The organism is Thermomonas alba (assembly GCF_022419205.1).
Lineage (GTDB): Bacteria > Pseudomonadota > Gammaproteobacteria > Xanthomonadales > Xanthomonadaceae > Thermomonas > Thermomonas alba.
In genome coordinates this window covers 43990-70899 of sequence record NZ_JAJOZU010000004.1, presented here as the reverse complement: position 1 = coordinate 70899, position 26910 = coordinate 43990, and the positions used below count along the sequence as shown (strand labels likewise).

The following is a 26910-nucleotide window of genomic DNA, read 5'->3' as shown; positions in this document are numbered from 1 at the left end:
CGCAGTCCTGCGGACTGCAAGCGCGCCTGCTTGCCCACCACAACGGCAAGCCGGTCGATCCGCTGCAATACCTGCCCAAGCGCTGAGTCGCGGTACTCACCATCACGACCGATCGCGACAGGCGGGGCGCGGACGGCACGAGGCCCGCATGCGCGGGCCTCAGGGTGAGTGTGCTTGGTCGGGGCGCCGATGCGGGCGCCTGCATGCGCTCAGCGCACCGACTTCAGGGTCAGCTCCAGCTCGTCCTGGCCATTCTTGCGCTGCAGGATGCGAGCTGGCGTCGGCAAGCCGGGCACCACCCAGACCAGCACTTCCTTGTCGTCGCTTCTGCGCGCGACCTTGGTGGCGGTGCGCGCCTGCCCGGCGACGGTGACGGTGTCCTTGCCGAGGTTCTGGTAGGTCTGCACATGCGCGGTGCCGTTGTCCACTACTCGGTACCGCAGCGGCTTGCCGGCGGCCACGTCGCGCACGATCGCCAGGTTCACCAGCATGCCGTCGAGGTCGCCGTCCTGCAGCGTGATCGGTCCGGCGCGATCGGGCTTGACGTCGCCGCTCCAGCGCGCCTCGCGCTGGGCCCAGTCGTAACGGGCGTCCTTCTGTGATTTCTTGAATAGCAACTGCGTGGTGTCGCTGCCGGAGAGCGGGCGGAAGCTGCCGCCGGCCTCCTCGAACAGTGTGGCCTGGCGCGCGCTTCCGACCGCGTTCTGCACGGTCAGCTCGTAGTTCCAGCGGTTGCCGTCGACTGGCTGCAACGTCATGCGCGCGACTGCCGGAACGCCTTTCCAGTTGGCATCGTATTCGGCCACGAACGGCTTGATCGCCCAGGCTGGCGCAGTGGCCAGCAGCAGCGGCAGCAAAACGGACGGGCGCAGCGCTTTCATGGGCATCTCGATGCAAGCGGCCATCGGGTCAGGCCGGAGTCGACTCTAGTGGCAGGGGCGTAAACCTGGCCTGACCGTCCACCACCACGCGTCCGTCGCGTTCGGCCAGGCGCCCGGCGACGGCAAGGCGCAGCACCTGCAGCAGCAGCGGATGCTCGACCGCCAGCACGCGCGCGGCGAGGGTGTCGGCGTCATCCCCCGGCAGCACCGGCACGCGCGCCTGCGCGATCACCGGCCCGCCATCCAGTTCGGCGGTGACGAAGTGCACGCTGGCGCCATGCTCGCTATCGCCGGCGTCCAGCGCGCGCTGATGGGTGTGCAGGCCCTTGTGCCTGGGCAGCAGCGAAGGGTGGATGTTGAGCAGGCGGCCGGCGAAGCGCTGCACGAACCCCGGGCTGAGGATGCGCATGTAGCCGGCGCATACGATCCAGTCGGGTCGCGCGGCGGCCAGCGCTTCGGCCAGCGCCGCCTCGAAGGCGTCGCGCCCGCCGCAGGCTTTCGGCGTGCGCGCCCAGCGCAGCGCTTCCGGTACCCGTTGCAATGCCTGGGCCTCGGGCTTGTCCGAGAACACGCCGACCACCGTCGCGTCCAGCGTGCCGGCGGCGATCGCGTCGAGGATGGCCTGCAGGTTGCTGCCGCGGCCGGAGGCGAGGATGGCGAGGCGGGCAGTCATCGGGGCGGTGTCAGCCGATCCGCAGGCGCTCACCGTCGCGCGCCGGCGTGACCTGGCCGATGCGCCAATGCGCCAGCGCAAGGCGGTCGAGGTCGGCCTCCACCGCGGCTGCGTCGGCCGGGTCCACCATCAGCACATAGCCGATGCCGCAGTTGAAGGTGCGCCACATTTCCGCGTCCGCCACGTTGCCCTCGCGCTGCAGCCAGTCGAACACCGCCGGCCGCGGCCAGCTGGACGTGTCGATGTCCAGGCCCAGCGGTGCGGGCACCACGCGGATGATCTTCTCCACCAGCGCACCGCCGGTGACGTGCGCCATCGCGTGGATGTCGTGCTTCGCCAGCAGCTCCAGCACCGGCTTGACGTAGATGCGGGTGGGCGCCATCAGCGCGTCGGCCAGGGTGGTGCCGTCGAGGTCCAGATCCAGCGGATTGCCGGCGCGCGCGAGGATCTTGCGGATCAGCGAATAGCCGTTGGAATGCGGGCCGCTGGAGGCCAGCCCGATCAGCACGTCGCCGGCGCGAAGGCGGCTGGAATCAACCAGCCTGGATTTTTCCACCGCGCCGACGGCAAAGCCGGCGAGGTCGTATTCGCCCGGCGGGTACATGTCCGGCATTTCCGCGGTCTCGCCGCCGATCAGCGCGCAGCCGGCGATCTCGCAGCCTTTGGCAATGCCGGCGACCACGCTCACCGTGGTCTCGACATCGAGCTTGCCGGTGGCGAAGTAGTCGAGGAAGAACAGCGGCTCGGCACCCTGCACCAGCACGTCGTTCACGCACATCGCCACCAGGTCCTGGCCGATGGTGTCGTGGCGGTTCAGCTGCTTGGCGAGGATGAGCTTGGTGCCCACGCCATCGGTGCCGGAGACCAGCACCGGCTCGCGGTAGCGGCCGGCCAGCTCGAACAGGCCGCCGAACAGACCCACGCCGCCCAGCACTTCCGGGCGCAGCGTGCGCCGGACCAGGGGCTTGATACGCTCGACCACCGCGTTGCCTGCATCGATATCGACGCCGGCGTCGCGGTAGGTCAGGCCGGGGGAAGAAGGGGGCTGGCTGGTCACGGCGGGCTCGGGCTGGCGCGGAAAGCATCCGATTTTAGCAGTCGTCGGGTGCGGTCATGGACGCAGCCCGCCTGGCTGCGGCAACATTCCCAAAGATCAGGCCGGGGTGGCCGGCGAGGATGGTCGATGCAATCAACACCGCACGGGATCACACGGACATGGTGGCCGCGCTTCGGGCTCTGGCTGCTGCTCGCGCTGCTGCTGCCGGCGGCGGCCATGGCGCAGCGCGTAGAGGGTGATCGCGCCGCAGCGGAAGGCCCCTACCAGGCCGAAGTGAGCGTGCGCAACCAGACCGACGGCGAGCGCGACAAGGCCTTCGCGCGCGCGCTGGCGCAGGTGCTGGGGAACGTCACCGGCAATCGCGAGGTGGCCCTGCGCGATGGCGTGCGCCAGGAGCTGGCCAATGCCAAGGACTATGTCGAGAGCTTCGACTATCGCCAGGACGAGGGTATCGGCCCGACCGGCGCGCCCAGCTTTCAGACCGTCCTGGTGGTGCGCTTTCGCCAGTCCGAGGTGGATGATCTGATCGACATGTTCGGGCTGCCGCGCTGGCCACAGCCGCGGCCCAAGCCGGTGCTGTGGCTGGCGATCGACGATGGCAGCGGGCCGCGCCTGGTCGGGTTGGGGCAGGTGAATGCCGCGCGTTCGATCCTGGATGCCGCCAAGGCGCGCGGCTACGCGCTCGGCCTGCCGGCCGGCAGCGCCGCGGAGATGGCTGCGGTGGGCGCGATCTGGCGCGGCGACGTGGCCGCGATCGGCGCGCTTTCGCGCCGCTACAGCCCACCGATCCAACTGATTGGCAGGCTCTACCGCGATGCTGGCGGCTGGAGCGCAGACTGGACCTTGGTGGACAACGGCAAGGTGCTGAGCCACTGGCAGAGCCGTGATGCGGACGCTCGCCGCGCCATGGCCGCCGGCGCGGATGGCGCGGCGGACGCGCTCGCGCGGCGCTATGCCAAAGTCAGCCCGGACGCGGCGCCGGGCCAGTTCCGGCTGCGCATCGAGGGGCTGCATGGCAGCGACGACTACCTGCGCCTGGCCGGCTATCTCGACGGCCTGCCGGTGGTGCGCCGGGTCGCGCCGGTGAGCGCAACTCCAGACGCGCTGGAGCTGGAGGTGGATCTGGCCAGCGGGCTGGCCAGCTTCAGCCGTTATGTCGGGCGCGCCGGGGTCCTGGTGCGCGTGCCCGACGCCGGCGATGGCAGCGCGGGCGCGCCTGCCGTATTTCGGCTGGGTGGGGGGTGAGCATGCAGCGCGATCAGGATCTTGCGACCATCGCCGCGTTCTACCGGCGGGTGCAGTGGACGGCGCTCGGACTGGGGCTCGTATGGTGCCTGTGGCTGCTGGCGCCGATCCTCAGTCCGTTCGCATTGGCCGCCCTGCTGGGCTGGCTCGGTGATCCGATGGTCGATCGGCTGGAGCGCCGGATGTCGCGCAACTCGGCGGTGGTGCTGGTGTTCGCCGCGATGACCCTGCTCCTGCTGCTGGCCGCGGTGCTGCTGCTGCCCTTGCTGGAGGAGCAGATCATGATCTTGGTGGATTCGCTGCCCGGCTATCGCGACTGGTTCGTGCAGATCGCGTTGCCGTGGATCGAGCGGCGCACCGGGCTGCAGATCCTGGCGTGGCTGGATCCGCAGCATCTGTTCCAGCTGATCCGCGAGCACTGGCAGGGCGCGGGCGGCATCGTCGCGGTGACGCTCGGTTACGTTTCGCGCTCGGGCTTCGCCCTGGCGACCTGGCTGGCCAACATCGCGCTGCTGCCGGTGCTGACTTTTTTCTTCCTGCGCGATTGGGATCTGATCGTGAGCAAGGTCGCCGCGTTGATCCCGCGCGACCACTACGCCACCGTGCGCCGGCTGACGCTGGAGGCGGATGAGGTGCTGGGCGGCTTCCTGCGCGGGCAACTGCTGGTGATGCTGGTGCTGGGCGTGCTGTACGCGCTGGGACTGTGGCTGGTGGGGCTGAAGCTGGGCATCCTGATCGGCATGGTCGCCGGTCTGCTGACCTTCGTGCCCTACCTCGGGCCGGCCTCGATCATCCTGTTCGGCGGCATCGCTGCGCTGGTGCAGTTCGGCGACTGGCAGCATCTGGCGGGGGTGGGCATCGTGTTCGGTGTCGGTCAGGTGGTGGAGAGCTTTCTGCTCACCCCAGTGCTGGTCGGCGATCGCATCGGCCTGCATCCGATGGCGGTGATCTTCGCGGTGATGGCCGGCGGCACCCTGTTCGGCTTCCTCGGCATGCTGCTGGCGCTGCCGGTGGCGGCAGTGATCAACGTGCTGCTGCGCTACGCCCAGGAGCGATACCGCCACAGCCGCCTGTATGCGGGCGATACGCCGGCGATCCTGCTGGATGCAGGGTCGGCTGGCTCCGATGACGATCAGCACGCGGGCTGAAAATGACGGAGACGTTCGTCCCGCAGCTGCCGCTGGCGCTGCGCGCGCCGCCGGATCAGCGTTTCGAGCGCTATGTGCAGGCGCCGGATGGTCTGCTGCCGCAGCTGCGCGGGCTGGCTGCCGGGCGTATTGCTGGTGGCGTGTATCTGCACGGCCCGCAGGCCACCGGCAAGACCCATTTGCTGCTGGCCTCTTGCGCCGAGGCCCAGCAGGCGGGCCGGCAGATGGCCTATCTCTCCCTGCGCGGTCTGCGCGGGCGCGTGCGCCTGGCCAGTGAGGGGCTGGAGCGCGCCGAGCTGCTGGCGCTGGATGACCTCGATGCGGTGGCCGGCGAGCGCGCGGACGAGGTAGCGCTGTTCGATCTGCACAACCGGATGCAGGATGCCGGTCGCACGCTACTGTATGCGGCGAAAGTGGCGCCGGATGCGCTGGGCCTGGTGTTGCCCGACCTGCGTTCGCGACTGGCGCAGTGCGCGCGCTGGGCACTGCCGGTCCTGGATGACGCCGGCCGCGCCGAGCTGCTGCGCCAGCGCGCCGCCGCCCGCGGTCTGGATTTCGACCCCGCTGCGCTGGATTGGCTGCTGCGTCGCGCCAGCCGCGACATCGCCAGCCTCACCGCGCTCTTCGAGCGTCTCGATCGCGCCTCGCTGGCGGCGCAGCGCCGCCTGACCGTCCCGTTCCTGCGTCAGGTGCTCGGCGCGGATTGAACGCGCAATTCCGCATCCAGCCGCTGCAATCGCTCCGGGGTGCCGACGTCGGTCCAGCGTCCACGATAGTGCTCGCCGCTGATCGCGCCAGCGGCCATGTGCGCGCGCAGAAGTGGGGCCAGCGGGAATTTCGGCTTGCCGTTGACGAGCGTGGGCGTGGGGATGAGGTCGCGCCAGCCGTCCAGCAGCTGCGGACGGTACACGCCGATGCCGGCATAGGTGAGCCGGTGTTCGCCGTCGGGATGCACGCGCCCTTCGCCGTCCAGCGCGAAATCACCGCGCGGTGCCTGTGGCGGTGGGTCCACCAGCACCAGATGCGCAAGCCCCGCAGGCGAGCGCGGCAGGCGGGCGAAGTCATAGTCGGTCCAGACGTCGCCGTTGATCAGCAGGAATGGCGCCTCACCCAGCAGCGCCAGCGCGTTCCACATGCCGCCGCCGGTTTCCAGCGGAGTGTCGCCCTCGTAGGCGTAGTGCAGGCGCAGGTTCCAGCGCGCGCCGTCTCCCAGCGTCGCGGGGAACTGGTCCGCCAGCCATGAGGTGTTCACGACGACATCGCGAATGCCCAGCGCCGCTAGCTTCTCCAGATGCCACTCGATCAGCGGCTTGCCGCCGACGCGCAGCAGCGGCTTGGGCGTGGCGTCGGTGAGCGGGCGCATGCGCTCGCCCAGGCCAGCGGCGAAGATCAGCGCCTTCATGGGGACACCTTTGCGAAGGCGGGCTTGAGCGTGCGCTCCAGCAGCTCGCGCAGCGGCTCGAGTGCGCGGTATTTCGGCACCACCGCGTCGAGGTAGCCGAAGAAGCGCGGCGCATCCGCGAGGTAGCGCGGCTTGCCGTCGCGGTGGTGCAGGCGCGCGAAGATGCCGAGGATCTTCAGGTGCCGCTGCACCCCGCACCAGTCGGCGTCGCGCAGGAACACGTCGAGGGCAGGCACCGGCAGGCCCGCATCCACGGCGCGTGCGTGGTAATCGCGCAGCCAAGCTTCCACGCGCGCCTCCGGCCAGCTCAGGAAGGCATCGCGCAGCAGACTGATCGGGTCGTAGCCAATCGGCCCACGCACCAGATCCTGGAAGTCCAGCACGGCCGGGCCGTCGGTGGCCGGCATCAGATTGCGCAGCATGTAATCGCGGTGCACCGGCACCTGCGGTTGCGCCAGCAGGTTGTCCATCAGCCGCCGCTGCGTCAGCTCCAGGCGCTCGGCGTCGCCACAGTCCAGTTCGATGCCGAGGTGACGGCGCACGAACCACTCCTCGAACAACCCGGCGTCGCGCTGCAGCAGCGCCTCGCCGAACACCGGCACGTCGGCGGGCAGGGGAATCGACTGCAGCCGCACCAGCTGCGCGAGTGCGGCCGCGATGTGGGCGTCGGCGTTGCCGGGGTCGATCACCTGCGCCAGTGTCGGGCCGCCGAGGTCCTCCAGCAGCAGGAAGCCCGCATCCACGTCGCGCGCGAGCACCTGCGGCACGCGCACGCCGCCGGCCTGAAGCAGGTCGCGGATGCGCAGCCACGGGCGCACGTCCTCCTGGCCGGGCGGCGCATCCATCACGATGCGCGAGGGTGTGACTCCCAGCGTGCGCCAGTAGCTGCGCAGGCCGGCATCGGTGGAGGCGCGTTCCAGCCCGGCGTCGGGCTGGTGCAGGACGGCGCGGATCCAGGCCAGGCGCTGCGCGGCGCGGGCGGCGTGCGTTGCGGGGTCGCTCATGCGCAAAGGGTAAACTGCGCGCCGATGTTTGCGCAGGCGTAGCGAGGATCTGGTGACGAAATTGCAGCCCGTTCTGTTGTCCGGCGGTTCCGGAACGCGCCTGTGGCCGTTGTCGCGCGAGGCCTATCCCAAGCAGTTCCTGCCGCTGGCCGACGAGGTCACCATGCTGCAGGCCACCTGGCGTCGCGTCGCCCCGCTGGCCGATGCCGCGCCCATCGTGGTCGCGGGCGAGGACCATCGCTTCCTGGTCGCCGAGCAGCTGCGCCAGATCGGCGCGCCGACCCCGGCGATCCTGCTCGAACCCGCCGGTCGCAACACCGCGCCCGCGATCGCCGCCGCCGCGCTGCAGGCGATGGCGGCAGGCGACGACCCGCTGCTGCTGGTGCTGCCCTCCGACCACGTGGTGCGCGACCTTGCCGCCTTCCGCGCGGCCGTGCGCGCGGCGATGCCGGCGGCGGAGGCAGGCAGGCTGGTGACGTTCGGCATCGTGCCGGCTGCGCCGGAAACCGGCTTCGGCTATATCCAGGCGGCCCCTGGCGAGGGCGTGCGCCCGGTGCTGCGTTTTGTCGAAAAGCCCGATGCCGCCACCGCGCGGGCCTATCTCGACGCCGGTGGCTATTACTGGAACAGCGGCATGTTCCTGCTGCGTGCGTCCCGCTACCTGGACGAGCTGCAGCGCTTCCGTCCGGACATCCTCGCAGCCGTGCGCGCCGCGTTCGCCGCCGCCGCGCGCGATGGCGACTTCATCCGCCTGGACAAGACCGCGTTCGCGGCCTGCCCCTCCGATTCCATCGACTACGCGGTGATGGAAAAGACCGACGCGGCCGCCGTGCTGCCGGTGGACATCGGCTGGAACGACGTGGGGTCGTGGTCGGCGCTGTGGGAGGTAAGCGCGCAGGACGCCGACGGCAATGCCCACCACGGCGATGTGATCGCGATCGATAGCCGCAACAGCTATGCCTACGCGCGCCGGCTGGTGGCGCTGGTCGGCGTGGACGACCTGGTGGTGGTGGAGACCGACGACGCCGTGCTGGTGGCGCGCAAGGACAGGGTGCAGCAGGTCAAGGACGTGGTGGCGCGGCTGAAGGACGAGGCGCGTCCGCAGGCGGTGCTGCACCGCGAGGTGCACCGCCCATGGGGCAGCTACGACTCGATCGACATCGGCGACGGCTTCCAGGTCAAGCGCATCAAGGTCAAGCCCGGCGCGCGGCTGTCGCTGCAGTCGCATGCCCGCCGCGCCGAGCACTGGGTGGTGGTGCGCGGCACCGCGCGGGTGACGCGCGACAACGACGTGTTCGACCTGTTTCCCAACCAGAGCACCTACATCCCGATCGGCGCCCGCCACCGGTTGGAGAACCCCGGCAGCGAGATGCTGGAGCTGATCGAAGTGCAGTCCGGCGATTACCTGGGCGAAGACGACATCGTGCGTTACGAGGACGCGTACGGCCGCAGCTGAGGCGCTGGCGGTGGGTGCTTACGCGATGCTAGCCTGCGCGCATCGTGCCACCATCCGGGGAGAGGATTGCATGAAGCGCGTTTTCGCCGCCTGCGTCGCGGCATCGCTGGCGTTGCCGGCCCAGTACGCCCGCGCCGGCGTGTATGCGGACGACCTGGGCAAGTGCCTGGTGGCGTCCACCAGCGACGCCGACAAGGCCCTGCTGGTGAAATGGATCTTCTCGGCGATCGCGCTGCAGAAGGACATCGTGCCCTACACCCGCATGCCGGCCGAGGTGCGCGCCGACATCAACAAGCAGACCGCCGGCCTGTACATGCACCTGCTCACTGAGGCCTGCCGCAGCCAGACCGCGACCGCCTTCAAGTACGAAGGCCAGGCCGCGATCGCCAGCGCGTTCCAGTTGCTGGGCCAGGTGGCCTCGCAAGGCATCTTCAGCGACCCGGCGGTCGAGGCCGGGATGGGCGAGCTCACCCAGTACTTCGATGCCGACAAGCTCTCGCAGGTGCTGGACGCAGGCAAGTAGCCGCGAAGCGCGCCCGCCCCGATCCGGGGCGGGGCATTGCCGCGAGGCAGTTCTTCATCCTAGCGTCGCCAGCCAGTCGTCGTCGCTGCCCTCGGGGATGTCGGCCAGCAGCGCGGTGCTGAGGTAGCGCTCGCCGGTGTCGGGCAGCATCGCCAGCAGCACGCTGCCGGCCGGGGCCTCCTGCGCCAGCGCCAGCGCGGTGGCGGCGGTGCCGCCGGCGGAGATGCCGACGAAGATACCTTCCTCCGCGGCCAGGCGGCGGGCGGTGGCGATGGCGTCCTCGTCGGTGACGGTGCGCAGCTCGTCGGCCACGCTGCGATCGAGTACTTCGGGGACGAAGTCGGGAGTCCAGCCCTGGATCTTGTGCGGCTGCCAGGCCTCACCCTTGAGCAGGGCCGCGCCGGCCGGTTCGGTGGCGACGATGCGCACCTCCGGCCGCGCCGCCTTCAGGATCTGGCCGACCCCGGTCAGAGTGCCGCCGGTGCCCCAGCCGCTGACGAACACGTCCAGCCGGCGCCCGGCGAAGTCGCGCAGGATTTCGGCGGCGGTGGTCTGCCGGTGGTAGGCCGGATTGGCCGGATTGCTGAACTGGCGCGCCAGAAACCAGCCGTAGCGCTGCGCCAGTTCCTGCGCCTTGCGCACCATGCCGGTGCCGCGCTCGGCCGCCGGGGTGAGGATGACCTTGGCGCCGTAGGCGCGCATCAGCTTGCGGCGTTCGACCGAGAACGTCTCGCTCATCACCGCGACGAACCTGTAGCCGCGCGCCGCGGCCACCATCGCCAGCGCCACGCCGGTATTGCCGGAGGTGGCCTCGATGATGGTGTCGCCAGGCTTGAGCAGGCCGCGGCGTTCGGCGTCGAGCACGATGGCCAGCGCAAGGCGGTCCTTGACCGACCCACCGGGATTGAACGACTCCACCTTCACATACACGCTGGCGTGCGCCGGCGCCAGCCGCTGCAGCTTGACGATGGGGGTGTGGCCGATGGTGTCGAGAATGCTGTCGTGCAGGGCCATGCAAGGGTCTCGCAGAGGCAGAGGGCGCCGCGCGGAGCGCAGCAGGAAGTGAATGCGGCGTGCCACCTTAGGCCCAGGCCGGCGATTGCAGGAAATGGCGCGCCGCTGTTTGTTTATGCTTGGCGGGAATGAGGCGTGCGCGACGATGATGGGGTTATAATCATCTCATTATCGAGATGGAAGGATACAGAAACGTCCATGACCCTGACCCAGCTGCGCTATCTGGTGGCGATTGCCGATGCCGGGTTCAACATCACCCAGGCGGCCGAGCGCGTGCACGCAACGCAGCCCGGGGTGTCCAAGCAGCTCAAGCAGCTGGAGGATGAGCTGGGGTTTCAGATTTTCCTGCGCAAGGGGCGCAGTCTCGAGGGTGTCTCCCCGGCCGGCGTCAAGGTGATCGAGAGCGCGCGCAAGATCCTGGCGGAGGTCGCCAACATCCGCAGCTATGCCGCCAATGAGCGCGGCGAGCAGCGCGGGCGCCTGTTGCTGGTCACCACCCATACCCAGGCGCGCTACGTATTGCCGCCGGTGATCGCGGCGCTGGCGCGGCGCTATCCGCAGGTCAGCGTGGATTTGGTGGCCGGCAGCGATGCGGAAGTCCTGGCGCGGCTGGATGAGGCCGACTTCGGGCTGATCAGCACCGCCGGTCCGCCCCCTGCCACCAGCGGGATGGTGGTGCCGCTGTACCGCTGGCGGCGGGTGTTGCTGGTGCCTTCCACGCATCCCCTGGCGGCGCGCCAGGGAGTGCTCACGCTGGCCGAGCTGGCGCTGTATCCGCTGATTTCCTACGAATCCTCCAAGCATCCCGACTCCTCGCTGCAGCGTGCGTTCGCGCAGGCGGGGGTGGCGCCGCAGATCGTGATGACCGCGCGCGATGCCAACCTCATCAAGACCTACGTGCGCACCGGCATGGGCGCTGGGTTGCTGGCGGAGATGGCGGTATCCGGACGCGAGGATGCCGATCTGCGGGTGCTGCAGGCGCCGCCGGAACTGCCGGAGTGCATCACCTGGGCGGTGGTGCCACGCGGGCGCGTGCTGCGGGAATATGCGCTGGCCTTGCTGCATGCGCTGGCGCCGCAGATCGATCCACGCGACCTGCGCCGGATTCTGGAAGGCAATCAGGACGCCCGCTGGCCGGAGCCGCCGCGCTGGCATCCGGACTGACGCGCGGTCTGATGCGGCTGGCACGCTACGCGACGCATCGGAACCCCGTTCCAGCGCCTGCACTTGGCGGGCATCGCTGCGTGCGGCGATCGCCTCTTGCGGGCGCAAACGACGACGCCCGCCGCGCGGCGGGCGTCGTGAAGCATGGTGGCAGGGCGCGCGCGCGCGACGTCAGTGCCCCAGCTCGAACACCATCTCCACGCTCACCGAGACGCTGCTCTCGCCCATCGCCACTGCGGTGTCCTTCTCCATCATTGCCATTGGCGCGGCAGCCACGCGCATGACCGGCAGCGGGCGCGGTGGCGCAGCCCCGCCTTCGCTCAGGCTGACCACCCGCAGCACGCGCATGCCGAGCGCGTCGGCATAGGTGCGCGCCATCGCCTGCGCCTTGCGCACCGCCGCGATGCGCGCTTCCTGCAGCGCCTCGTCCGGCTTGTCGATCCCGAAGCTGGGGCCGTTGATCTGGTTGGCGCCCTGCGCCACCAGCGCGTCCAGCACCTTGCCCAGCCGCGCCAGGTCGCGCACCTTCACGTTGACGGTGTTGCTGGCCTGGTACCCGGTGATCGCAGGCGGCGCGCCGTCCACGTACTTGTACTGCGGGTTGAGGTTGATGCCGCTGGTCTGGATGTCGCGTTCGGCGATCCCGGCCGCGCGCAGCGCCGCCATCACCCGGTCCATGCGCTGGGCGTTCTCGCGCATCGCGGCATTCGCGTCGCTGGCCTGGGTCACCACGCCGGTGGAGAGGGTGGCGATGTCCGGCTTGCGGCTGGCTTCGGCGCTGGCAGAGACCGACAGCAGGGTGGGTGGCGCGGCAGGCGCCGGCGCCTGCGGGGTCGGGGACTGGGCGTGGCTGGTCATGGGCAGGGCAGTGGCGAGGGCGAGGGCGAGGGCGAGCAGCAGCGGGCGCAGGGTCATGGAAGGTTCCCGAGGGATGGTGTCTAAAGCATTCGCATGCCGCGAGTGAACGGGCGGTGAGCCGTGATGGCGCCCGCGCCGGGCAGGTGCGGTTGGCCACCGGTCGCGGGTTAGACTTCGAGCATGCTGCATCTTGCCTCACGTTCGCCCCGCCGTGCCGAACTGTTGTCCCGCCTCGGGCTGGAATTCGGCCTTCTCGATCTGGATGTGCCCGAGCGCCAGGCTCCGGGGGAGCCGGCCTCCGACTACGTGCGCCGGGTCGCGCGCGAGAAGGCCGGCGCCGGCCTGCTGAAGGTGCTGGGATCGCCCGGCGCGGTGGTGCTGGGCGCGGATACCGAGGTCATTCTTGATGGTCGCGTATTCGGAAAGCCGGCGGATGCCGCCGACGCTGCGGAAATGCTGCGCGTCCTGTCCGGCCGTACCCACGAGGTGCTGACCGCGGTGGCGCTGGTCGGCGCCGGGCGCGAGGCGCAGACGGTCGTGCGAACCCGGGTGACGGTGGATGCGCTGTCCGAGGCCGACATCGCCCGCTACCTCGCCAGCGGCGAATGGCAGGGGAAAGCCGGCGCATATGCCATCCAGGGCCGCTTCGAGATGCACGTGGCGCACCTGGACGGCAGCTATTCCGGGGTCATGGGCCTGCCGCTGCGGGAAACGGCCGGGCTGCTGCGCCAGTTTGGAGTGCTGCCGGCATGAGCGAGGAGTTGCTGGTCAACGTCACCCCGCGTGAGACCCGGGTGGCCGTGGTCGAGAACGGCATGTTGCAGGAGCTGCATATCGAGCGCGGCAGCCAGCGCGGCGTGGTCGGCAACATCTACAAAGGCAAGGTGCAGCGAGTGATGCCCGGGATGCAGGCGGCGTTCGTGGACATCGGCCTGGATCGCGGGGCCTTCCTGCATGCCAACGACATCTTCCGCAGCGCGCCGCTGGGTGCGGGCGATGGCGACGAACCCCCGCCGGCTTCGCCGCAGGTGCAGGTGGCGGTGACCGACCTGCTGCGCGATGGCGCAGAAATCGTGGTGCAGGTGGTGAAAGACCCGATCGGCAGCAAGGGGGCGCGTCTGACCACCCAGATCAGCATTCCCTCGCGCTATCTGGTGCTGCTGCCGCGGTCGAAGGTGATCGGCATCTCCGCGCGGATCGAAGACGAGGCCGAGCGCGCGCGCCTGAAGGGGCTGATGCAAACGCTCACCGCGGACGGGCCAGGCTACGGCTACATCGTGCGGACCAATGCCGAAGGGCAGCCGGCGGAGGCGCTGGCCGAAGACATCGCCTATCTCAGGCGGGTATGGGAGCAGGTGGAGAGCAAGGCCGCCACCGCCGGCGTGGGCGCGTGCCTCTACGAAGACCTCAGCCTTCCGCTGCGCGCGGTGCGCGACCTGATCCGGCGCGACGTGGAGCGGGTGCGCGTGGATTCGCGCGAGACCTGCGAGCGCCTGCGCGAGTTCGCCGCGCGCTACATGCCGGCGCTGGCGGACAAGATCGAGCACTACGCCGGCGCGCGTCCCATTTTCGACATGTATGGCGTCGAGGACGAAATCCAGCGTGCGCTGGAAAAGGAAGTGCCGCTGAAGTCCGGCGGCTACCTGGTGATCGACCAGACCGAGGCGATGACCACGGTGGATGTGAATACCGGCAGCTTCCTTGGCCAGCGCAACCTCGAGGAGACCGCGTTCCGCACCAATCTGGAGGCGGCGCAGGCGGTGGCGCGCCAGCTGCGCCTGCGCAACCTGGGCGGCATCATCATCATCGACTTCATCGACATGCACGATGCCGAGCACCGCCGGCAGGTGCTGCGCACGCTGGAAAAGTCGCTGGCCAAGGACCACGCCAAGACCACGGTATACGACTTCTCGCCGCTGGGGCTGGTGGAGATGACCCGCAAGCGCACGGTGGATTCGCTGGAACGCCAGCTGTGCGAACCCTGCCATGAATGCGGTGGGCGCGGCATGGTCAAGACCGCCGAAACCGTGACCTACGAAATCTTCCGCGAGATCGTGCGCGCGGTGCGCCAGTTCGAGGCGGCGCGGCTGCTGGTGATCGCTTCGCCCAAGGTGGTGGCGCGGATTACCGACGAGGAATCGAACGCGGTGGCCGAGCTGGAGGAGTTCATCGGCAAGTCGATCCGCTTCCAGGCCGATGCCCAGTATCTGCAGGAACAGTTCGATGTGGTGCTGCTCTGACGCCATCGCCGCACGGGCCTGGCTTGCGCGTGCGGGGAGCCCGCCGGCATGAGCATGCCCTGGCGCCACCGCCTGCGCCTGCTGCGGCGCGGCCTCTGGTACGCGCTGGCGCTGCTGCTGCTGGCGGTGGCGCTGCTGGTGACCGTGGCCAGCCAGCTGCTGCCGCTGCTGCAGCAGCATCCGCAGAAGATCGCGGCCTGGTTGAGCGCGCGCGCGCACCATCCGGTGGCGTTCGACCGCGTGCGCACCGAGTGGACCCGGCGCGGTCCGCTGCTGCGGCTGGACAACCTGCGGGTGGGCGAAGGCGCGCAGCCGCTGGTGATCGGGGACGCCGAGCTGCTCATCGCCCCTTACACCGGCTGGCTGCCCGGGTATTCGTTGACCGAACTGCGCCTGCGCGGCCTGGATTTGACCTTGCAGCGCGATGCGAACGGCCAGTGGCATGTCCGCGGCCTGCCCGGGCAGCAGGCCGACACCAATCCGCTGGATACGCTGTCGCAACTGGGCGAGCTGCAACTGGAGCAGGCGCGGCTGCGGGTGCTGGCACCGGAGCTGGGGCTGGATGTGAACGTGCCGCGGATCGACCTGCGCCTGCGCGTCAGCGGCGCGCGGGTGGACGCCGGCGCGCGCGCCTGGCTGCGCCGCGCCGGCCAGCCGCTGGACGTGGCCGGCACGCTGGACCGCGCCAGCGGCGATGGCCGCGTGTATGCCGGCAGCCGCCAGGCCGACCTGGCTGAACTCGCCGGGGTGCTCGCCTGGGCCGGGGTCGCGCCGCAGGCCGGCCGCGGCCATGTCCGGGTCTGGGCCACGCTGAAGCGTCTGCGGGTGGTGGCGATACGCGCGGTGGGCGAGCTCGACGGCGTCACCCTGCGCGGTACGCCGCTGGCGCCGGGCCAGCCGGCGCCGGTGCAGGGGCTCGGGCCGGTGGCGCTCGATGTGGCCTGGGCCGGCACCATCGAGAACTGGCGGGCACGCGCCCTGCGCCTGCGCGTCGGCCAGCAGCAGCTCGATGGCCTGGCGCTGGCCGGCGGGCATGGCCTGGCGCTGCGCGCCGCGCGGCTGGAGCTCGCGCCGCTGCTGGAGTGGGCAGCGCTGTCCGATCTTCTGCCGCCGGCGCTTCGCCGCTGGCTGCGCGCGGCGCGCCCGGCCGGTGTGCTGGATGACGTGCAGTTCGCCGCCGATGGCCAGGGCCGCCTGCGGGCCCGCCTGCGCGCCAGCGGCCTGCGCTTCGCGCCGGTCGGGCATGCGCCGGGCCTGCGCGGGGTCGGCGGCTGGCTGCTGGCCGACCAGGACGGGCTGCGCCTGCGCTTCGATCCCGGCGCGCAGGTGGTGTTCGACTGGCCATCCGGCTTTGGCGTGCCGCATGCCTTCACCTTAGGCGGCGAGGCGGTGGCCTGGCGCAATGGCAGCGGCTGGGATGTGCAGACCCCGGGGCTTGCGATCAGCGGCGGCCCGCTGCAGGTCCGGGCGCGCGGCGGGATCGGCTTCCAGGGCGACGGCAGCCGCCCGCATCTGGACATCGCCGCTGATCTCGGGCAGGTGCCGGTGACTGCCGCGCGCGGCTTCTGGGTCCACTACCTGATGCCGAAGGCGACGGTGGATTGGCTGGACACGGCCTTGCGCGGCGGCGTGCTGCGCGAGGCGCACGCGGTGGTGGCCGGCGACCTCGACGACTGGCCGTTCCGCGACGCGCCCGGGCTGGCCGGCGCCGGCGTGTTCCGGGTACAGACGAAGGTGCAGGACGCCACCGTCAAGTTCCGCCCGGACTGGCCGGCGGCCGAGCATCTCGATGCCGACCTCGCGTTCGTGGCCGACGGCTTTCAGTTGCAGGGGCGCGCCCGCCTCGCCGGAGTGCCGGTGACCACCCTGCGCGCCAGCATTCCCAGCTTTCATCAGCCAGAGCTGACGGTCGATGCCGAGGCCGCCGGCGATGCCGGGCAGTTCCTCGCCCTGCTGCGCGCCAGCCCGCTGCGCAAGGACAACGCCGCCACCCTCGACGCGCTGGCCGCGTCCGGCCCGGCGCAGGCCAGCCTGCACATGCGGCTGCCGCTGCACCACGACGCCCCGGCGCCGCAGCTGGACGGGCGCGTGACGCTGTCTGGCGTGCGCCTGCTGCAGCGCCAGTACAAGCTCACGTTCGAACAGGTGCGCGGGACCTTGCGCTTCGACCACGACGGCTTCCAGGCAGACGGCCTGCAGGTGCGCCACGACGGCGTGCCGGGGCTGCTGTCGCTGCGCTCCGGCCCGCACGTGCGCGATCCGGCGCAGGCGTTCGAGGCACAGCTGCAGACGAGCGCCGACATCGACGCCCTGCTGGACAGGGCCGGCAACCTGGAGTGGCTCAAGCCCTACGTGCGTGGCAGTTCGGCATGGACCACCGAGCTGGACGTGCCACGCGCGGCTCCGGGCACGGCGCGCCTGCGCCTGCAATCCGCGCTGGTCGGCACCCGCTTCGATCTGCCCGCGCCGCTGGACAAGCCGGCGGCGCAGGCGCTGCCGGCCAGCCTCCAGCTGTCGCTGCCGCTGGAGAAGGGCGAGGTTTCGGTCAGCCTGGGCGACGTGCTGGTCCTGCGCAGCCGCAGCGCGGGCGGACAGACGGGTCTGAGGATCCTGCTGGGCGGCGGCGCGGTGGGTGCACCGCCCGTCAATGGGGTGCTGGTGGAAGGGCGGACCCCACGCCTGGACGCGCTGGGCTGGTTGGGAGTGCTCGGCAGCGGCCATGGCGAAGGGCCATCGCTGCAGCGGGTGGACGTGCAGGCCGCGCAGCTGCGCCTGCTGGGCGCGGACTTCGGCGATGCCCGCCTGCAGCTGGCGCCCGCTGCCGGTGGCTGGGCGATGCAGGTGCAGGCGCCCGGCCTGGCCGGCAGCCTGCAGGTGCCGCAGGCGCATGGCGCGGCCGTGGTCGGGCGCTTCGACCGCCTGTACTGGACGCTGCCGGCCACGGAGGCCGAGCCGCTCACTACACCCACCCGCGATGCGGTCGATCCGACCAACATCCCGCCGCTGCAGATCGACGTCGCCGACCTGCGCCTGGGCGGGGTGCCGATGGGCCGCGCGCGCTTCCGCAGCACGCCGGTGACGGGCGGGATGCGGATGGACGAGTTCAGCACCAGCGGTAGCAAGCAGCGCCTGCGCGGCAGCGGCAGCTGGCTGGGCCAGGGCGCGGCCCAGCGCAGCCAGTTCCGGCTGGACGTGGACAGCGATGATGCCGGCGCCCTGCTGGGCGCGCTCGGCTTCGGCGGCCAGATCGGCGGCGGGCACGGCAAGCTCGGGCTGGAGGCCAGCTGGCGCGGCGGCCCGCAGGACTTCGCCCCGCCCAATCTCGACGCGACCCTGGCGCTGGACCTGAAGGACGGCCGCCTGCTGGAACTGGAGCCGGGCGCCGGGCGCGTGCTCGGCCTGCTTGGCGTGGCCCAGCTGCGGCGGCGGCTGATGCTGGATTTCAGCGACTTCTTCAGCAAGGGCTTCACGTTCGATCGCATCCAGGGCAATGCCCGCATCGCCGACGGCATCCTGCATACCGACAATCTGACCATCCGCGGCCCGGCCGCGGATATCCTGGTGCGCGGCGACACCGACCTGCGCAACCAGCGCTTCGACCAGCGGGTGGACGTGCAGCCGAAATCCGCCGGGTTGCTGACCGCGGTCGGTGCGCTGGCCGCCGGCCCGGTGGGCGCGGCGGTGGGCGCGGTCGCCAATGCGGTGCTGGACAAGCCGATGCGCGACATCGGCGCCAAGCATTACCGGGTCACCGGCCCGTGGAGCGCGCCGAAGATCGAGCTGCTGCCGCGCGGCGAAGCAGACGCGCAAGCGGCGTCTGCCAGCGCCAGCGATTGATCCGCGTGCGCGCGTCGCCATATCTCTCAAACAGACTTTCCGAAGGTTTCCTGCATGAATGCACTGGCCATCGCCGAATCCCGACTGCTCGCGCCCGCCGGGCTGGACCACGCCGCGCTGGAGCGCGCCTTCGCCTGCCTGCTGGGGCCGGGTATCGACTTCGGCGACCTCTACTTCCAGCACAGCCGGCGCGAGGCCTGGAGCATGGAGGACGGGATCGTCAAGCACGGCAGCCACAGCATCGAGCAGGGCGTGGGCGTGCGCGCGATCAGCGGCGAGAAGACCGGTTTCGCCTATTCCGACGAGCTGGACGCGCCGGCGCTGCTGGCCGCTGCGCAGTCGGCGCGCGCGATCGCCCGTGACGGCCGCGCACACGACGCGCATGCGCTGCAGCGCAGTGGCGGTCGCATGCTGTACCCGGCACTGGATCCGGTCGATGCGCTGGAGTCCGCCGCCAAGGTCGAGGCGCTGCGCCGCGTGGATGCGCTGGTGCGCGCGCTGGATCCGCGCGTCAAGCAGGTGATGGTGAGCCTGACCGGCGGGGTGGACACCGTGCTGGTGGCGCGCAGCGACGGCGTGCTGGCCGGCGACGTGCGCCCGCTGGTGCGGATGAACGTGCAGGTGATCGTCGAGCAGCACGGCCGCCGCGAATCGGGCTTCGCCGGCTTCGGCGGACGTTACTCCTACGAGGAGCTGCTCTCCGACGGCAAGCCCGAGCGCTTTGCGCGTGAAGCCTTGCGCCAGGCGCTGGTCAATCTCGAGGCCATCGAGGCGCCGGCCGGCACGATGCCGGTGGTGCTGGGCCACGGCTGGCCGGGCGTGCTGCTGCACGAGGCGGTCGGCCACGGGCTGGAAGGCGACTTCAACCGCAAGGGCACCAGCACCTATGCCGGCCGCATCGGCCAGCGGGTGGCGGCGAAGGGCGTGACCATCGTCGACGACGGCACCCTGGACGGCCGCCGTGGGTCGCTCAACATCGACGATGAAGGCACGCCGACGGCGTGTACCACGCTGATCGAGGACGGCGTGCTGGTCGGCTACATGCAGGACACCCTCAACGCGCGGCTGATGGGCATGGCGCCCACCGGCAACGGCCGCCGCGAATCGTTCGCGCATCTGGTGATGCCGCGCATGACCAATACCTACATGCGCGCCGGCAGCCACGATCCCGAAGAGATGATTCGCGCGGTGAAGAAGGGCCTGTACGCGGTCAACTTCGGCGGCGGCCAGGTGGACATCACCAGCGGAAAGTACGTGTTCTCCGCGACCGAGGCTTACCTGATCGAAGACGGGAAGATCACTGCGCCGGTCAAGGGCGCCACCCTGATCGGCAACGGCCCGGAGACCATGCAGAAGGTGGCGATGATCGGCCACGACCTCGCGCTGGACGATGGCGTGGGCATCTGCGGAAAAGACGGCCAGAGCGTGCCGGTGGGCGTGGGCCAGCCGTCCCTGCTGATCTCGGAGCTGACCGTCGGTGGCACCCAGGCGGGCTGATCAGCCGTGGTCTTCTTCCTCGCGTTCCACCGCATCGCCTGGAGCGTCGTCGTCTGGCGCAACGGCGTCCTGCGTCAGCACCTCGCGCAGTTCCCGGAACAGTTCACGGAACGCGCGCGGCGGCTTGTTCTTCGCGCGCTCCTCGCGCGCGTTGCGCATCAGCTGACGCAGCTTCTGGCGGTCGGCCTGCGGGTACGCGGCCAGCAGTTCGGTCAGCGCGGCGTCGCCCTCGTCGCCCAACAGCGCCTCGCGCAGCGCCTCGGCGCGGTGCAGCAGCGCGGTCTCGCGGCGCGCGGCCTCGCCGTCCTTGCGCATGGCGTCGCGGATCGCGTCCAGCGCCGCATCGTCCAGCTTGCGCATCTGCTTGGCCAGGAACGCCAGCTGCCGCTTGTGGGCGATATGCGCGGTGATGCGCTGTGCTTCGCGGATATGCGGCAGCAGCTCTTCGGGGATCGGCAGCCGCGCCAGCTGGGCCGCGCTCAGCGCCACCAGCTGCTCGCCCAGGGCCAGTACGTCCAGCGCTGCGCGCCGCTGCGCGCTGCGGCTGGGGCTGAAGTATTCGCCGGTTTCTTCGTCACGTCCTCGCATCCCGACAGGATAAGCCATTGACCATGTCCAGCATCGAAGATTTCCCCACCATCGCCGACGATAGCCGGCAGCGCCTTCAACACCTGTCTGCGGTCGCCCGGCAGCTGTTGGAGCGTGCCCGCGCCGCCGGCGCCGACCAGTGTGAAGTCACCTGCAACGAAGATGTTGGCTTGGCCGTCAACGTGCGCATGGGGGAGGTGGACACCGTGGAGTCCACCCGCGACCGTGGCGTCGGCATTACTGTTTATTTCGGCAAGCGCAAGGGCAGCGCCAGCACCGCCGACCTGCGCGAGGACAGCCTGGCGGCGACCGTCGCCCAGGCCTGCGCGATCGCCCGCCATACCGAGGAAGATCCCTACGCCGGTCTGGCCGACGCCGCGCTGATGGCGACCGCGCTGCGCGAGTTTGACACCTGGCACCCGACGGCACTCGACGCCGAGCATGCGATCGCGCGGGCGCTGGAGTGTGAGGCCGCCGGGCGCGGCATGGATGTCCGCATCGGCAATTCCGACGGCGCCTCGGTGAGCGCAAATGCCTCGTTGAGCGTATATGCGAACTCGCACGGCTTTCTCGGGAGCGAGCGCAGCACCTCTTACAGCATCAGCTGCGCGTTGATCGCCGGCGAAGGCGAGCGCATGCAGCGCGACGGCTGGTACAGCGTGGCGTTGGCGCAGGGCGATCTCGAGGCGCCAGATGCGATCGGCCGCAAGGCCGCGCAGCGTGCGCTGGCCAGGCTGGATCCACGCCCGCTGCCCACCGGCCAGGTGCCGGTGCTGTTCAGCGCGGAAATGGCGCGCTCGCTGATCGGCAGCTTCCTCAATGCGATTTCCGGCAGCGCCCTGTACCGGCGCGCCAGCTTCCTGCTCGACAGCGCCGGCACGCGCGTCTTCCCCGACTGGTTCGCGATCGAGGAAAACCCGTTCCTGCCGCGCGGCTTTCGTTCCGCCGCGTTCGACGCCGAAGGCGTGGCCACCCGCCGCTCGATGCTGGTCGAGGAGGGCGTCGTCCAGCGCTACGTGCTGGGCAGCTACGCGGCGCGCAGGCTCGGGCTGCAGACTACCGCCAATGCCGGCGGCGTCCATAACCTCCTGGTGCGTGCCAATGCCGGCGATCAGGCCGCGATGCTGCGCGGCATGGGCCGTGGCCTGCTGGTGACCGAACTGATGGGGCAAGGGGTGAATCCCATCACTGGCGACTATTCGCGCGGTGCCGCCGGGTTCTGGGTGGAGAACGGCGAGATCGCCCACCCGGTCGATGGCATCACCATCGCCGGCAATCTCAAAGATATGTTTGCGGCGATCGAGGCGGTGGGTAGCGATGTGGACCTGCGTTCGCACGTGCGCACCGGTTCGATCCTGGTGGGGAAGATGACGGTGGCGGGATGCTGATCGCCTGAATGCGGGCCGCGGACTGTCAACCGGCGCGGGGCTGGCGCGTTGCCGGTGAAGCCTGTCTCTGGAGCCCGCGTCCATGATGCATCCATCCGCGACCAGCGCCGCCAATCGCTTCGGCCTTGGCGCCCGCCCCGGCGAGTTGCAGCGGATCGAACCGGACCCGCGCGGCTGGCTGCTGGCGCAGCTGGGCCCGGCGCCTGTGCCGGCGGCGCTGGTCGGGCTGCCGTCCAGCGCCGACTACTTGGGCCAGTACCGCCGCCTGCAGCAGATGCGCCGGCAGGCGCGCCAGGGTGGTGGCGGCGATGCCAAGGCCGCGCAGATGCAGGCCGGCCAGTTGTTGCGGCAGGGCCTGCAGCGCGAGCTGCTGCTGCGCCAGCAAGTGGCGGCGACCGCCGACGATGGCTTCCGCGAGCGGCTGGTGCGGTTCTGGTCCAACCATTTCGCGATCTCGGTGGACAAGCGGGTGGCCGCGCTGTTCGCCGCGCCGATGGAGCGCGAGGCGATCCGCCCGCACGTGAATGGCCGTTTCGCCGACCTGCTGCTGGCGGTGGAGCGTCATCCCGGCATGCTGCTGTACCTGGACAACGCGCAGTCGGTGGGCGACGACTCGCGCGCCGCGCAGCAGGCCGAACGCCGCCGCCTGCGCACCGGGCAGGGCGCGCGCCGCGGCCTGAACGAGAACCTCGCGCGCGAGATCCTCGAGCTGCACACGCTCGGAGTGGACGCCGGTTACACCCAGCAGGACGTCACCGAGTTCGCGCGCGCGATCACCGGCTGGAGCGTGGACCCCAACGCCGGCGGCTCCGATGCCTTCTTGTTCCGCCTCGCCGCGCACGAGCCGGGCGCGCGCCGGGTATTCGGCAAGACCTACCGCCAGGACGGCGAGCGCCAGGGCATCGCCATCCTGCACGATCTGGCCGTGCATCCGGCCACCGCCCGCCATGTCTCCACCAAGCTGGCGCGCCATTTCGTGGGAGACGACCCGCCGCCGGCGCTGGTGCAGCGCATGGCCCGCGTCTGGGTGGACAGCGAGGGCGACCTGCCCAGCGTGTACCGCGTGCTGCTCGACGACCCCGCCGCCTGGCAGCCGGGGGCGCGCAAGTTCAAGACCCCGGACGACTTCTGCCTGTCGGCGCTGCGCGCCTGCGGGCTGGACGCGGAGGCCGACCTCGCGCTGGCGCTGCGGCTGCAGGCGCAGCTGGGGCAGCCGCTGTTCCAGCCGCGCTCACCGGCAGGGTTTGGCGATGTCGCCGCCGACTGGATTGGCCCGGATGCCCTGTTCAAGCGCGCGCAGGCGGCGCAGGCGCTGGCCAACCGCCTGCCGGACACCGGCGCGACCCCGCTGGCGCTCGGCCAGGCCGCGCTGGGCGAGGCGCTGGACGCGCAGACCGCCACCGCGCTGCGCCGCGCCGAATCCATCCAGCAGGGCGTGGCGCTGCTGCTGGCCAGCCCCGCCTTCCAGTGGAGGACCTGAGATGACCTTGCGCATCGATCGACGTGGATTTCTCGGGCTCGGCGCCTCCGCGCTGGCGCTGGCGGCGCTACCGAAGTTCGCGCTGGCCGCGCATGCGCCGGGCGATACCCGCTTTCTGCTGGTGCTGCTGCGCGGGGGGATGGACGCGCTGCATGCGCTGCAGGTGCCGGGGGATCCGGCATACGCCGCGCTGCGTGGCGGCTTCATCGCCAGCGCCGGGCAGCTGGCTGCGCTGCGGCTGGATGCCGATTTCGCCCTGCATGGCCGGCTTGCCTTCATGGCCACGCTCTACGCCCGGCGCGAGCTGCTGCCGGTGGTCGCGGTGGCGCCGCCGTACCGCCAGCGTTCGCATTTCGAGGCGCAGGACTGCGTGGAGAACGGCACCACCGGCGCCGGCGGTACCACCGGCTGGCTGAACCGCTGCGTGGCGGCGATGCCGGGAGGTGAGGGGCTGGCGATCTCGGCAGTGATGCCGCTGGCGATGCGCGGCGGCGGCAACGTCAAGACCTGGTCGCCGCCGCTGGGCAACCGCATCGACCCGATCCTGTGGCAGCAGCTGCAGGTGTTGTATGCAGCCGATCCCGCGCTGGCGCCGACGTTCGCCGCCATCGACACCGGCATGGCCGGCATGCAGGCCGGCGGCGGCTTGCGCTTGCCGCAGGCGATGGCCGCGGCGGCGCGTTTCATGGCCGCGCCGGATGGGCCGCGGATCGGCTTCGTCGAGGATACCGGCTGGGACACCCACGGCGGCGAGCTGGCGGTGCTCGACCGCAAGCTGGCGGAGCTGGATGCGGCGCTGCAGGCCTTCCGCGACGGCGCGCAGCCGATATGGCCGCGCACGGTGGTGGCGATCGTCACCGAGTTCGGACGTACCGCCGCCATCAATGGCACCGGCGGCACCGACCACGGCACCGGCGGAGTGGCGTTCCTGGCCGGCGGCGCGGTGGCCGGCGGGCGCGTGGCCGGCGACTGGCCGGGACTGGGCCGCACCCAGCTCAACGAGGGGCGCGACCTGCGCGCCACCACCGACCTGCGCGCGCTGTTCAAGGGCGTGCTGCGCGACCACCTCGGGCTGGGCGCGGACGTGCTGGCGCGCCAGGTGTTCCCGGACAGCGCGGCGCTGGCGCCGATGGTCGGGCTGGTGCGTCCGGCGTGACCGCCCGCGGGCGCGCTCCGCGTTAACCTGGGCGACAGGCGCCTTCCGCGCCGCTACCCGGGGAATCCACCACCATGAACGACGTCGCCGTCTCCCAGGACGACCGCAACCTGGCCATGCTCACCCACCTGTCCGGCATCCTGCTGGGCTTCATCGTCCCGCTGATCATCTGGCTGACCCACAAGGACCGGCCCGAAAAGGGTTGGCTGACCGCGCAGGCGGTGGAGGCGCTGAACTTCCAGATCACCATCGCGATCGCGCTGCTGGGCTGCTCGGTGCTGGCGGTGATCCTGATCGGGGCCTTGCTGATGCCGCTGGTGTGGCTGTTCAGCCTGGTGTTCTGCATCATCGCGGGCATTGCGGCGAGCAAGGGAGAAAGCTACCGCTACCCGGTCGCGCTGCGGCTGGTGAAGTAAGCCGCAGCGCCCGCTGCCCCGGCGCGCCGTCGTTCATGCCTGCGCCGGCGCGGTTCGTCGCATCTGACGGGTGTCGGTCGCAGGCCGGGTTGCATCCCCTGCGGCTGCTGTCATCATGGCGGCGTGTCCGCATGAGACCGAAAACGGGGCGACGAAGATGGACGATATCCGCGAGACTGTGCAAGACGCGTCGGCGCCGGCCGTAGTCGGTGCTGGCGTGCGTCAGGATGAGCGGTTGTGGGCCGCCAGCGCCCATGCCGGCGCGCTGCTGCTGGCCTTCCTCACCAGCTGGACCGCCGGCATCGCTGGTATGCTCGCCGGGCTCATCGTGTATGCATTGAAGCGCGGCGATTCCGAGTTCATCGCGGCGCACGCGCGCGAGGCCTTCAACTTCAACCTCAGCCTGTTCCTCGCGGTGTGTGCGCTGGCGCTGGCGGGGCTGCTGCTGGTCGGCGCCACCGTGCTCACCCTCGGGCTCGGCGCGGTGCTCACCCTGCCGGCCGGGATCGTGCTCGCAGTGCTCGCGGCGGGGCTGGCCGTGGGCTGGCTGGTGTGCGGGGTGGTCGCCACGGTGAAGGCGCTGAACGGCGAGACGTGGCGCTACCCGTTCACTCTGCGCGTGCTGCGCTGACACGGTAGCCGCCTGCGGGGTTCATGCCAGCAGGCGGATCACCTTGCGCAGCGCGGCGATGAAGGCTTCGACCTCGGCGTGGGTGTTGTAGAACGCCAGCGAGGCGCGGCAGGTGGTGCCCACGCCCAGCCACTGCAGCAGCGGATGCGCGCAGTGCTGCCCGGAGCGCACGGCCACGCCCTCGAGGTCGAGCAGGGTGGCGAGGTCGTGCGAATGCACGCCGTCGATCGCGAAGCTGATCACCGCCGCCTTTTCCGGCGCGCTGCCGAAGATGCGCAGGCCGTCGATTTTCCGCAGCTCCTCGCTGGCGTGCGCCAGTAGCGCCGCCTCGCGGGCCTGGATCGCGGCCATGCCGATCCCGGACAGGTAGTCCACCGCCGCGCCCAGCCCCACGAACCCGGCGATGTTGGGCGTGCCGGCCTCGAACTTGTGCGGCGGGTCGTTGAACACGGTGCCGTCGAAGCGCACCTCCTTGATCATCTCGCCGCCGCCGAGGAACGGCGGCATCGCCTGCAGGTGCTCGCGCTTGGCCCACAGGCCGCCGGTGCCGGTCGGGCCGCACAGCTTGTGCCCGGTGAAGGCATAGAAATCGCAGCCGATCGCGGCGATGTCCACCGGCATGTGCGGCACCGCCTGCGAGCCATCGACGACGGTGGTGATGCCGCGCGCGCGCGCCTGCCGGCAGATCTCCGCCACCGGGTTCACCGTGCCCAGCACGTTGCTGACATGGGCGACGGCCAGCAGCTTCACCTCCGGCGTCATCGCGGCATATAGCGCCGGCAGGTCCAGGCTGCCGTCCGGACGCAGTTCGGCCACCCGCAGCGTGGCGCCGGTGCGCTGGGCGATGAGCTGCCACGGCACGATGTTGGCGTGGTGCTCCATCCGCGTCAGCAGGATGGCATCGCTGGCCTTGAGCCGCGGCAGCGCCCACGAATAGGCGACCAGGTTGAGCGCGAAGGTGGTGCCGCTGCACAGCACCAGCTCGTCGGCGCGCACGTTGAGGAAAGCGGCCAGCTTGCGGCGGGCGCCTTCAAAGGCCTCGGTGGCCTCGCTGCCGAGCTGGTGCACCGCGCGGCTGACGTTGGCGTTGTGGCGGCGGTAGAAGTCATCGCAGGCTGCGATCACGCACTCCGGCTTCTGCCCGGTGTTGGCGGAATCGAAGTAGATGAGCGGCTTGCCGTGCACCTGCCGCCGCAGCAGCGGAAAATCCGCGCGGATCTTGTCCCAGTCGATCGTGCCGGTTGCGCCCATG

Annotated in this window: 24 protein-coding genes; 15 read left to right on the top strand and 9 right to left on the bottom strand. The window is 70.7% G+C overall.

Annotated features, from left to right (window positions below):
• Positions 1 to 209: 209 nt before the first annotated feature.
• From ML342_RS07210 to purM, 3 genes are read right to left on the bottom strand one after another with little or no spacing between them, the layout of a single operon-like run.
• Positions 210 to 881: a DUF3108 domain-containing protein gene (locus ML342_RS07210; protein WP_240126371.1), complete on the bottom strand. Its 672-nt coding sequence runs from the start codon at positions 879 to 881 to the stop codon at positions 210 to 212.
• Positions 882 to 909: 28 nt separating this feature from the next.
• A complete protein-coding gene (gene purN / locus ML342_RS07205) occupies positions 910 to 1554 on the bottom strand; it encodes a phosphoribosylglycinamide formyltransferase (protein ID WP_240126370.1) in 645 nt (214 codons plus the stop codon).
• A gap of 10 nt (positions 1555 to 1564) precedes the next feature.
• Positions 1565 to 2611 (bottom strand): phosphoribosylformylglycinamidine cyclo-ligase, encoded by a 1047-nt coding sequence (gene purM / locus ML342_RS07200; RefSeq protein ID WP_240126369.1) that lies wholly within the window; start codon positions 2609 to 2611, stop codon positions 1565 to 1567.
• 126 nt (positions 2612 to 2737) lie between these two features.
• Here purM and ML342_RS07195 point away from each other — a divergent pair, with 126 nt between their 5' ends.
• Genes ML342_RS07195 through hda form a run of 3 tightly spaced genes read left to right on the top strand, consistent with a single transcriptional unit; the run spans position 2738 to position 5711 of the window.
• Positions 2738 to 3856, top strand: coding sequence for a DUF2066 domain-containing protein (locus ML342_RS07195; RefSeq protein ID WP_240126368.1), 1119 nt, complete (start codon positions 2738 to 2740; stop codon positions 3854 to 3856).
• Between the two features lie 2 nt (positions 3857 to 3858).
• Complete coding sequence (locus ML342_RS07190; RefSeq protein WP_240126367.1) at positions 3859 to 5004, top strand: AI-2E family transporter; 1146 nt, start codon at positions 3859 to 3861, stop codon at positions 5002 to 5004.
• Positions 5005 to 5006: 2 nt separating this feature from the next.
• A complete protein-coding gene (gene hda / locus ML342_RS07185) occupies positions 5007 to 5711 on the top strand; it encodes a DnaA regulatory inactivator Hda (protein WP_240126366.1) in 705 nt (234 codons plus the stop codon).
• Here the strand turns inward: hda and murU are convergent.
• Together murU and ML342_RS07175 are read right to left on the bottom strand one after the other, a co-directional pair.
• Positions 5690 to 6406, bottom strand: a complete 717-nt coding sequence (gene murU, locus ML342_RS07180; protein WP_240126365.1) for an N-acetylmuramate alpha-1-phosphate uridylyltransferase MurU — start codon at positions 6404 to 6406, stop codon at positions 5690 to 5692. The two genes, hda and murU, sit on opposite strands and share 22 nt — an antisense overlap.
• Entirely contained in the window at positions 6403 to 7410 is a 1008-nt protein-coding gene (locus tag ML342_RS07175; RefSeq protein ID WP_240126364.1) for an aminoglycoside phosphotransferase family protein, read from the bottom strand. Before ML342_RS07175 ends, murU begins: the two co-directional genes overlap by 4 nt.
• A gap of 52 nt (positions 7411 to 7462) precedes the next feature.
• On the opposite strand from ML342_RS07175, the gene ML342_RS07170 reads away from it, so the two are divergent.
• Positions 7463 to 8866 carry a mannose-1-phosphate guanylyltransferase/mannose-6-phosphate isomerase gene (locus ML342_RS07170; RefSeq protein WP_240126363.1) on the top strand — a complete coding sequence of 468 codons (1404 nt, stop codon included), beginning with the start codon at positions 7463 to 7465 and terminating at the stop codon, positions 8864 to 8866.
• A 70-nt stretch (positions 8867 to 8936) separates the two neighbouring features.
• Positions 8937 to 9389: a hypothetical protein gene (locus tag ML342_RS07165; protein WP_240126362.1), complete on the top strand. Its 453-nt coding sequence runs from the start codon at positions 8937 to 8939 to the stop codon at positions 9387 to 9389.
• 54 nt (positions 9390 to 9443) lie between these two features.
• Here the strand turns inward: ML342_RS07165 and cysK are convergent, their stop codons facing one another.
• Positions 9444 to 10403 carry a cysteine synthase A gene (gene cysK, locus ML342_RS07160; RefSeq protein ID WP_240126361.1) on the bottom strand — a complete coding sequence of 320 codons (960 nt, stop codon included), beginning with the start codon at positions 10401 to 10403 and terminating at the stop codon, positions 9444 to 9446.
• A 198-nt stretch (positions 10404 to 10601) separates the two neighbouring features.
• On the opposite strand from cysK, the gene ML342_RS07155 reads away from it, so the two are divergent.
• Positions 10602 to 11567, top strand: coding sequence for a LysR substrate-binding domain-containing protein (locus ML342_RS07155; RefSeq protein WP_240126360.1), 966 nt, complete (start codon positions 10602 to 10604; stop codon positions 11565 to 11567).
• A 171-nt stretch (positions 11568 to 11738) separates the two neighbouring features.
• On the opposite strand, the gene ML342_RS07150 is transcribed toward ML342_RS07155, so the two are convergent.
• Entirely contained in the window at positions 11739 to 12482 is a 744-nt protein-coding gene (locus ML342_RS07150) for an SIMPL domain-containing protein (protein WP_240126359.1), read from the bottom strand.
• Positions 12483 to 12605: 123 nt separating this feature from the next.
• On the opposite strand from ML342_RS07150, the gene ML342_RS07145 reads away from it, so the two are divergent.
• From ML342_RS07145 to tldD, 4 genes are read left to right on the top strand one after another with little or no spacing between them, the layout of a single operon-like run.
• Positions 12606 to 13178, top strand: a complete 573-nt coding sequence (locus ML342_RS07145; RefSeq protein WP_240126358.1) for a Maf family protein — start codon at positions 12606 to 12608, stop codon at positions 13176 to 13178.
• Positions 13175 to 14665: a ribonuclease G gene (gene rng, locus ML342_RS07140; RefSeq protein ID WP_240126357.1), complete on the top strand. Its 1491-nt coding sequence runs from the start codon at positions 13175 to 13177 to the stop codon at positions 14663 to 14665. The genes ML342_RS07145 and rng overlap by 4 nt, the downstream gene beginning before the upstream one ends.
• Before the next feature lie 48 nt (positions 14666 to 14713).
• On the top strand, positions 14714 to 18502 hold the full coding sequence (locus tag ML342_RS07135; protein WP_240126356.1) for a YhdP family protein: 3789 nt from the start codon (positions 14714 to 14716) through the stop codon (positions 18500 to 18502).
• 54 nt (positions 18503 to 18556) lie between these two features.
• Positions 18557 to 19999: a metalloprotease TldD gene (gene tldD / locus ML342_RS07130; protein ID WP_240126355.1), complete on the top strand. Its 1443-nt coding sequence runs from the start codon at positions 18557 to 18559 to the stop codon at positions 19997 to 19999.
• Here tldD and yjgA read toward each other — a convergent pair whose 3' ends face one another.
• Entirely contained in the window at positions 20000 to 20587 is a 588-nt protein-coding gene (gene yjgA / locus ML342_RS07125; protein WP_240126354.1) for a ribosome biogenesis factor YjgA, read from the bottom strand.
• Between the two features lie 23 nt (positions 20588 to 20610).
• Between yjgA and pmbA the strand changes: the two genes are divergently transcribed.
• From pmbA to ML342_RS07100, 5 genes are all read left to right on the top strand, one after another.
• Positions 20611 to 21975, top strand: a complete 1365-nt coding sequence (gene pmbA / locus ML342_RS07120) for a metalloprotease PmbA (RefSeq protein ID WP_240126353.1) — start codon at positions 20611 to 20613, stop codon at positions 21973 to 21975.
• A gap of 82 nt (positions 21976 to 22057) precedes the next feature.
• Complete coding sequence (locus ML342_RS07115) at positions 22058 to 23455, top strand: DUF1800 domain-containing protein (RefSeq protein WP_240126352.1); 1398 nt, start codon at positions 22058 to 22060, stop codon at positions 23453 to 23455.
• A gap of 1 nt (position 23456) precedes the next feature.
• Positions 23457 to 24611 carry a DUF1501 domain-containing protein gene (locus ML342_RS07110; RefSeq protein WP_240126351.1) on the top strand — a complete coding sequence of 385 codons (1155 nt, stop codon included), beginning with the start codon at positions 23457 to 23459 and terminating at the stop codon, positions 24609 to 24611.
• A gap of 74 nt (positions 24612 to 24685) precedes the next feature.
• Positions 24686 to 25027 (top strand): DUF4870 domain-containing protein, encoded by a 342-nt coding sequence (locus tag ML342_RS07105; protein ID WP_240126350.1) that lies wholly within the window; start codon positions 24686 to 24688, stop codon positions 25025 to 25027.
• Between the two features lie 157 nt (positions 25028 to 25184).
• Positions 25185 to 25658, top strand: a complete 474-nt coding sequence (locus tag ML342_RS07100; protein WP_240126349.1) for a DUF4870 domain-containing protein — start codon at positions 25185 to 25187, stop codon at positions 25656 to 25658.
• A 21-nt stretch (positions 25659 to 25679) separates the two neighbouring features.
• On the opposite strand, the gene ML342_RS07095 is transcribed toward ML342_RS07100, so the two are convergent.
• Positions 25680 to 26909 carry a cysteine desulfurase gene (locus tag ML342_RS07095; protein ID WP_240126348.1) on the bottom strand — a complete coding sequence of 410 codons (1230 nt, stop codon included), beginning with the start codon at positions 26907 to 26909 and terminating at the stop codon, positions 25680 to 25682.
• Position 26910: the final 1 nt, after the last annotated feature.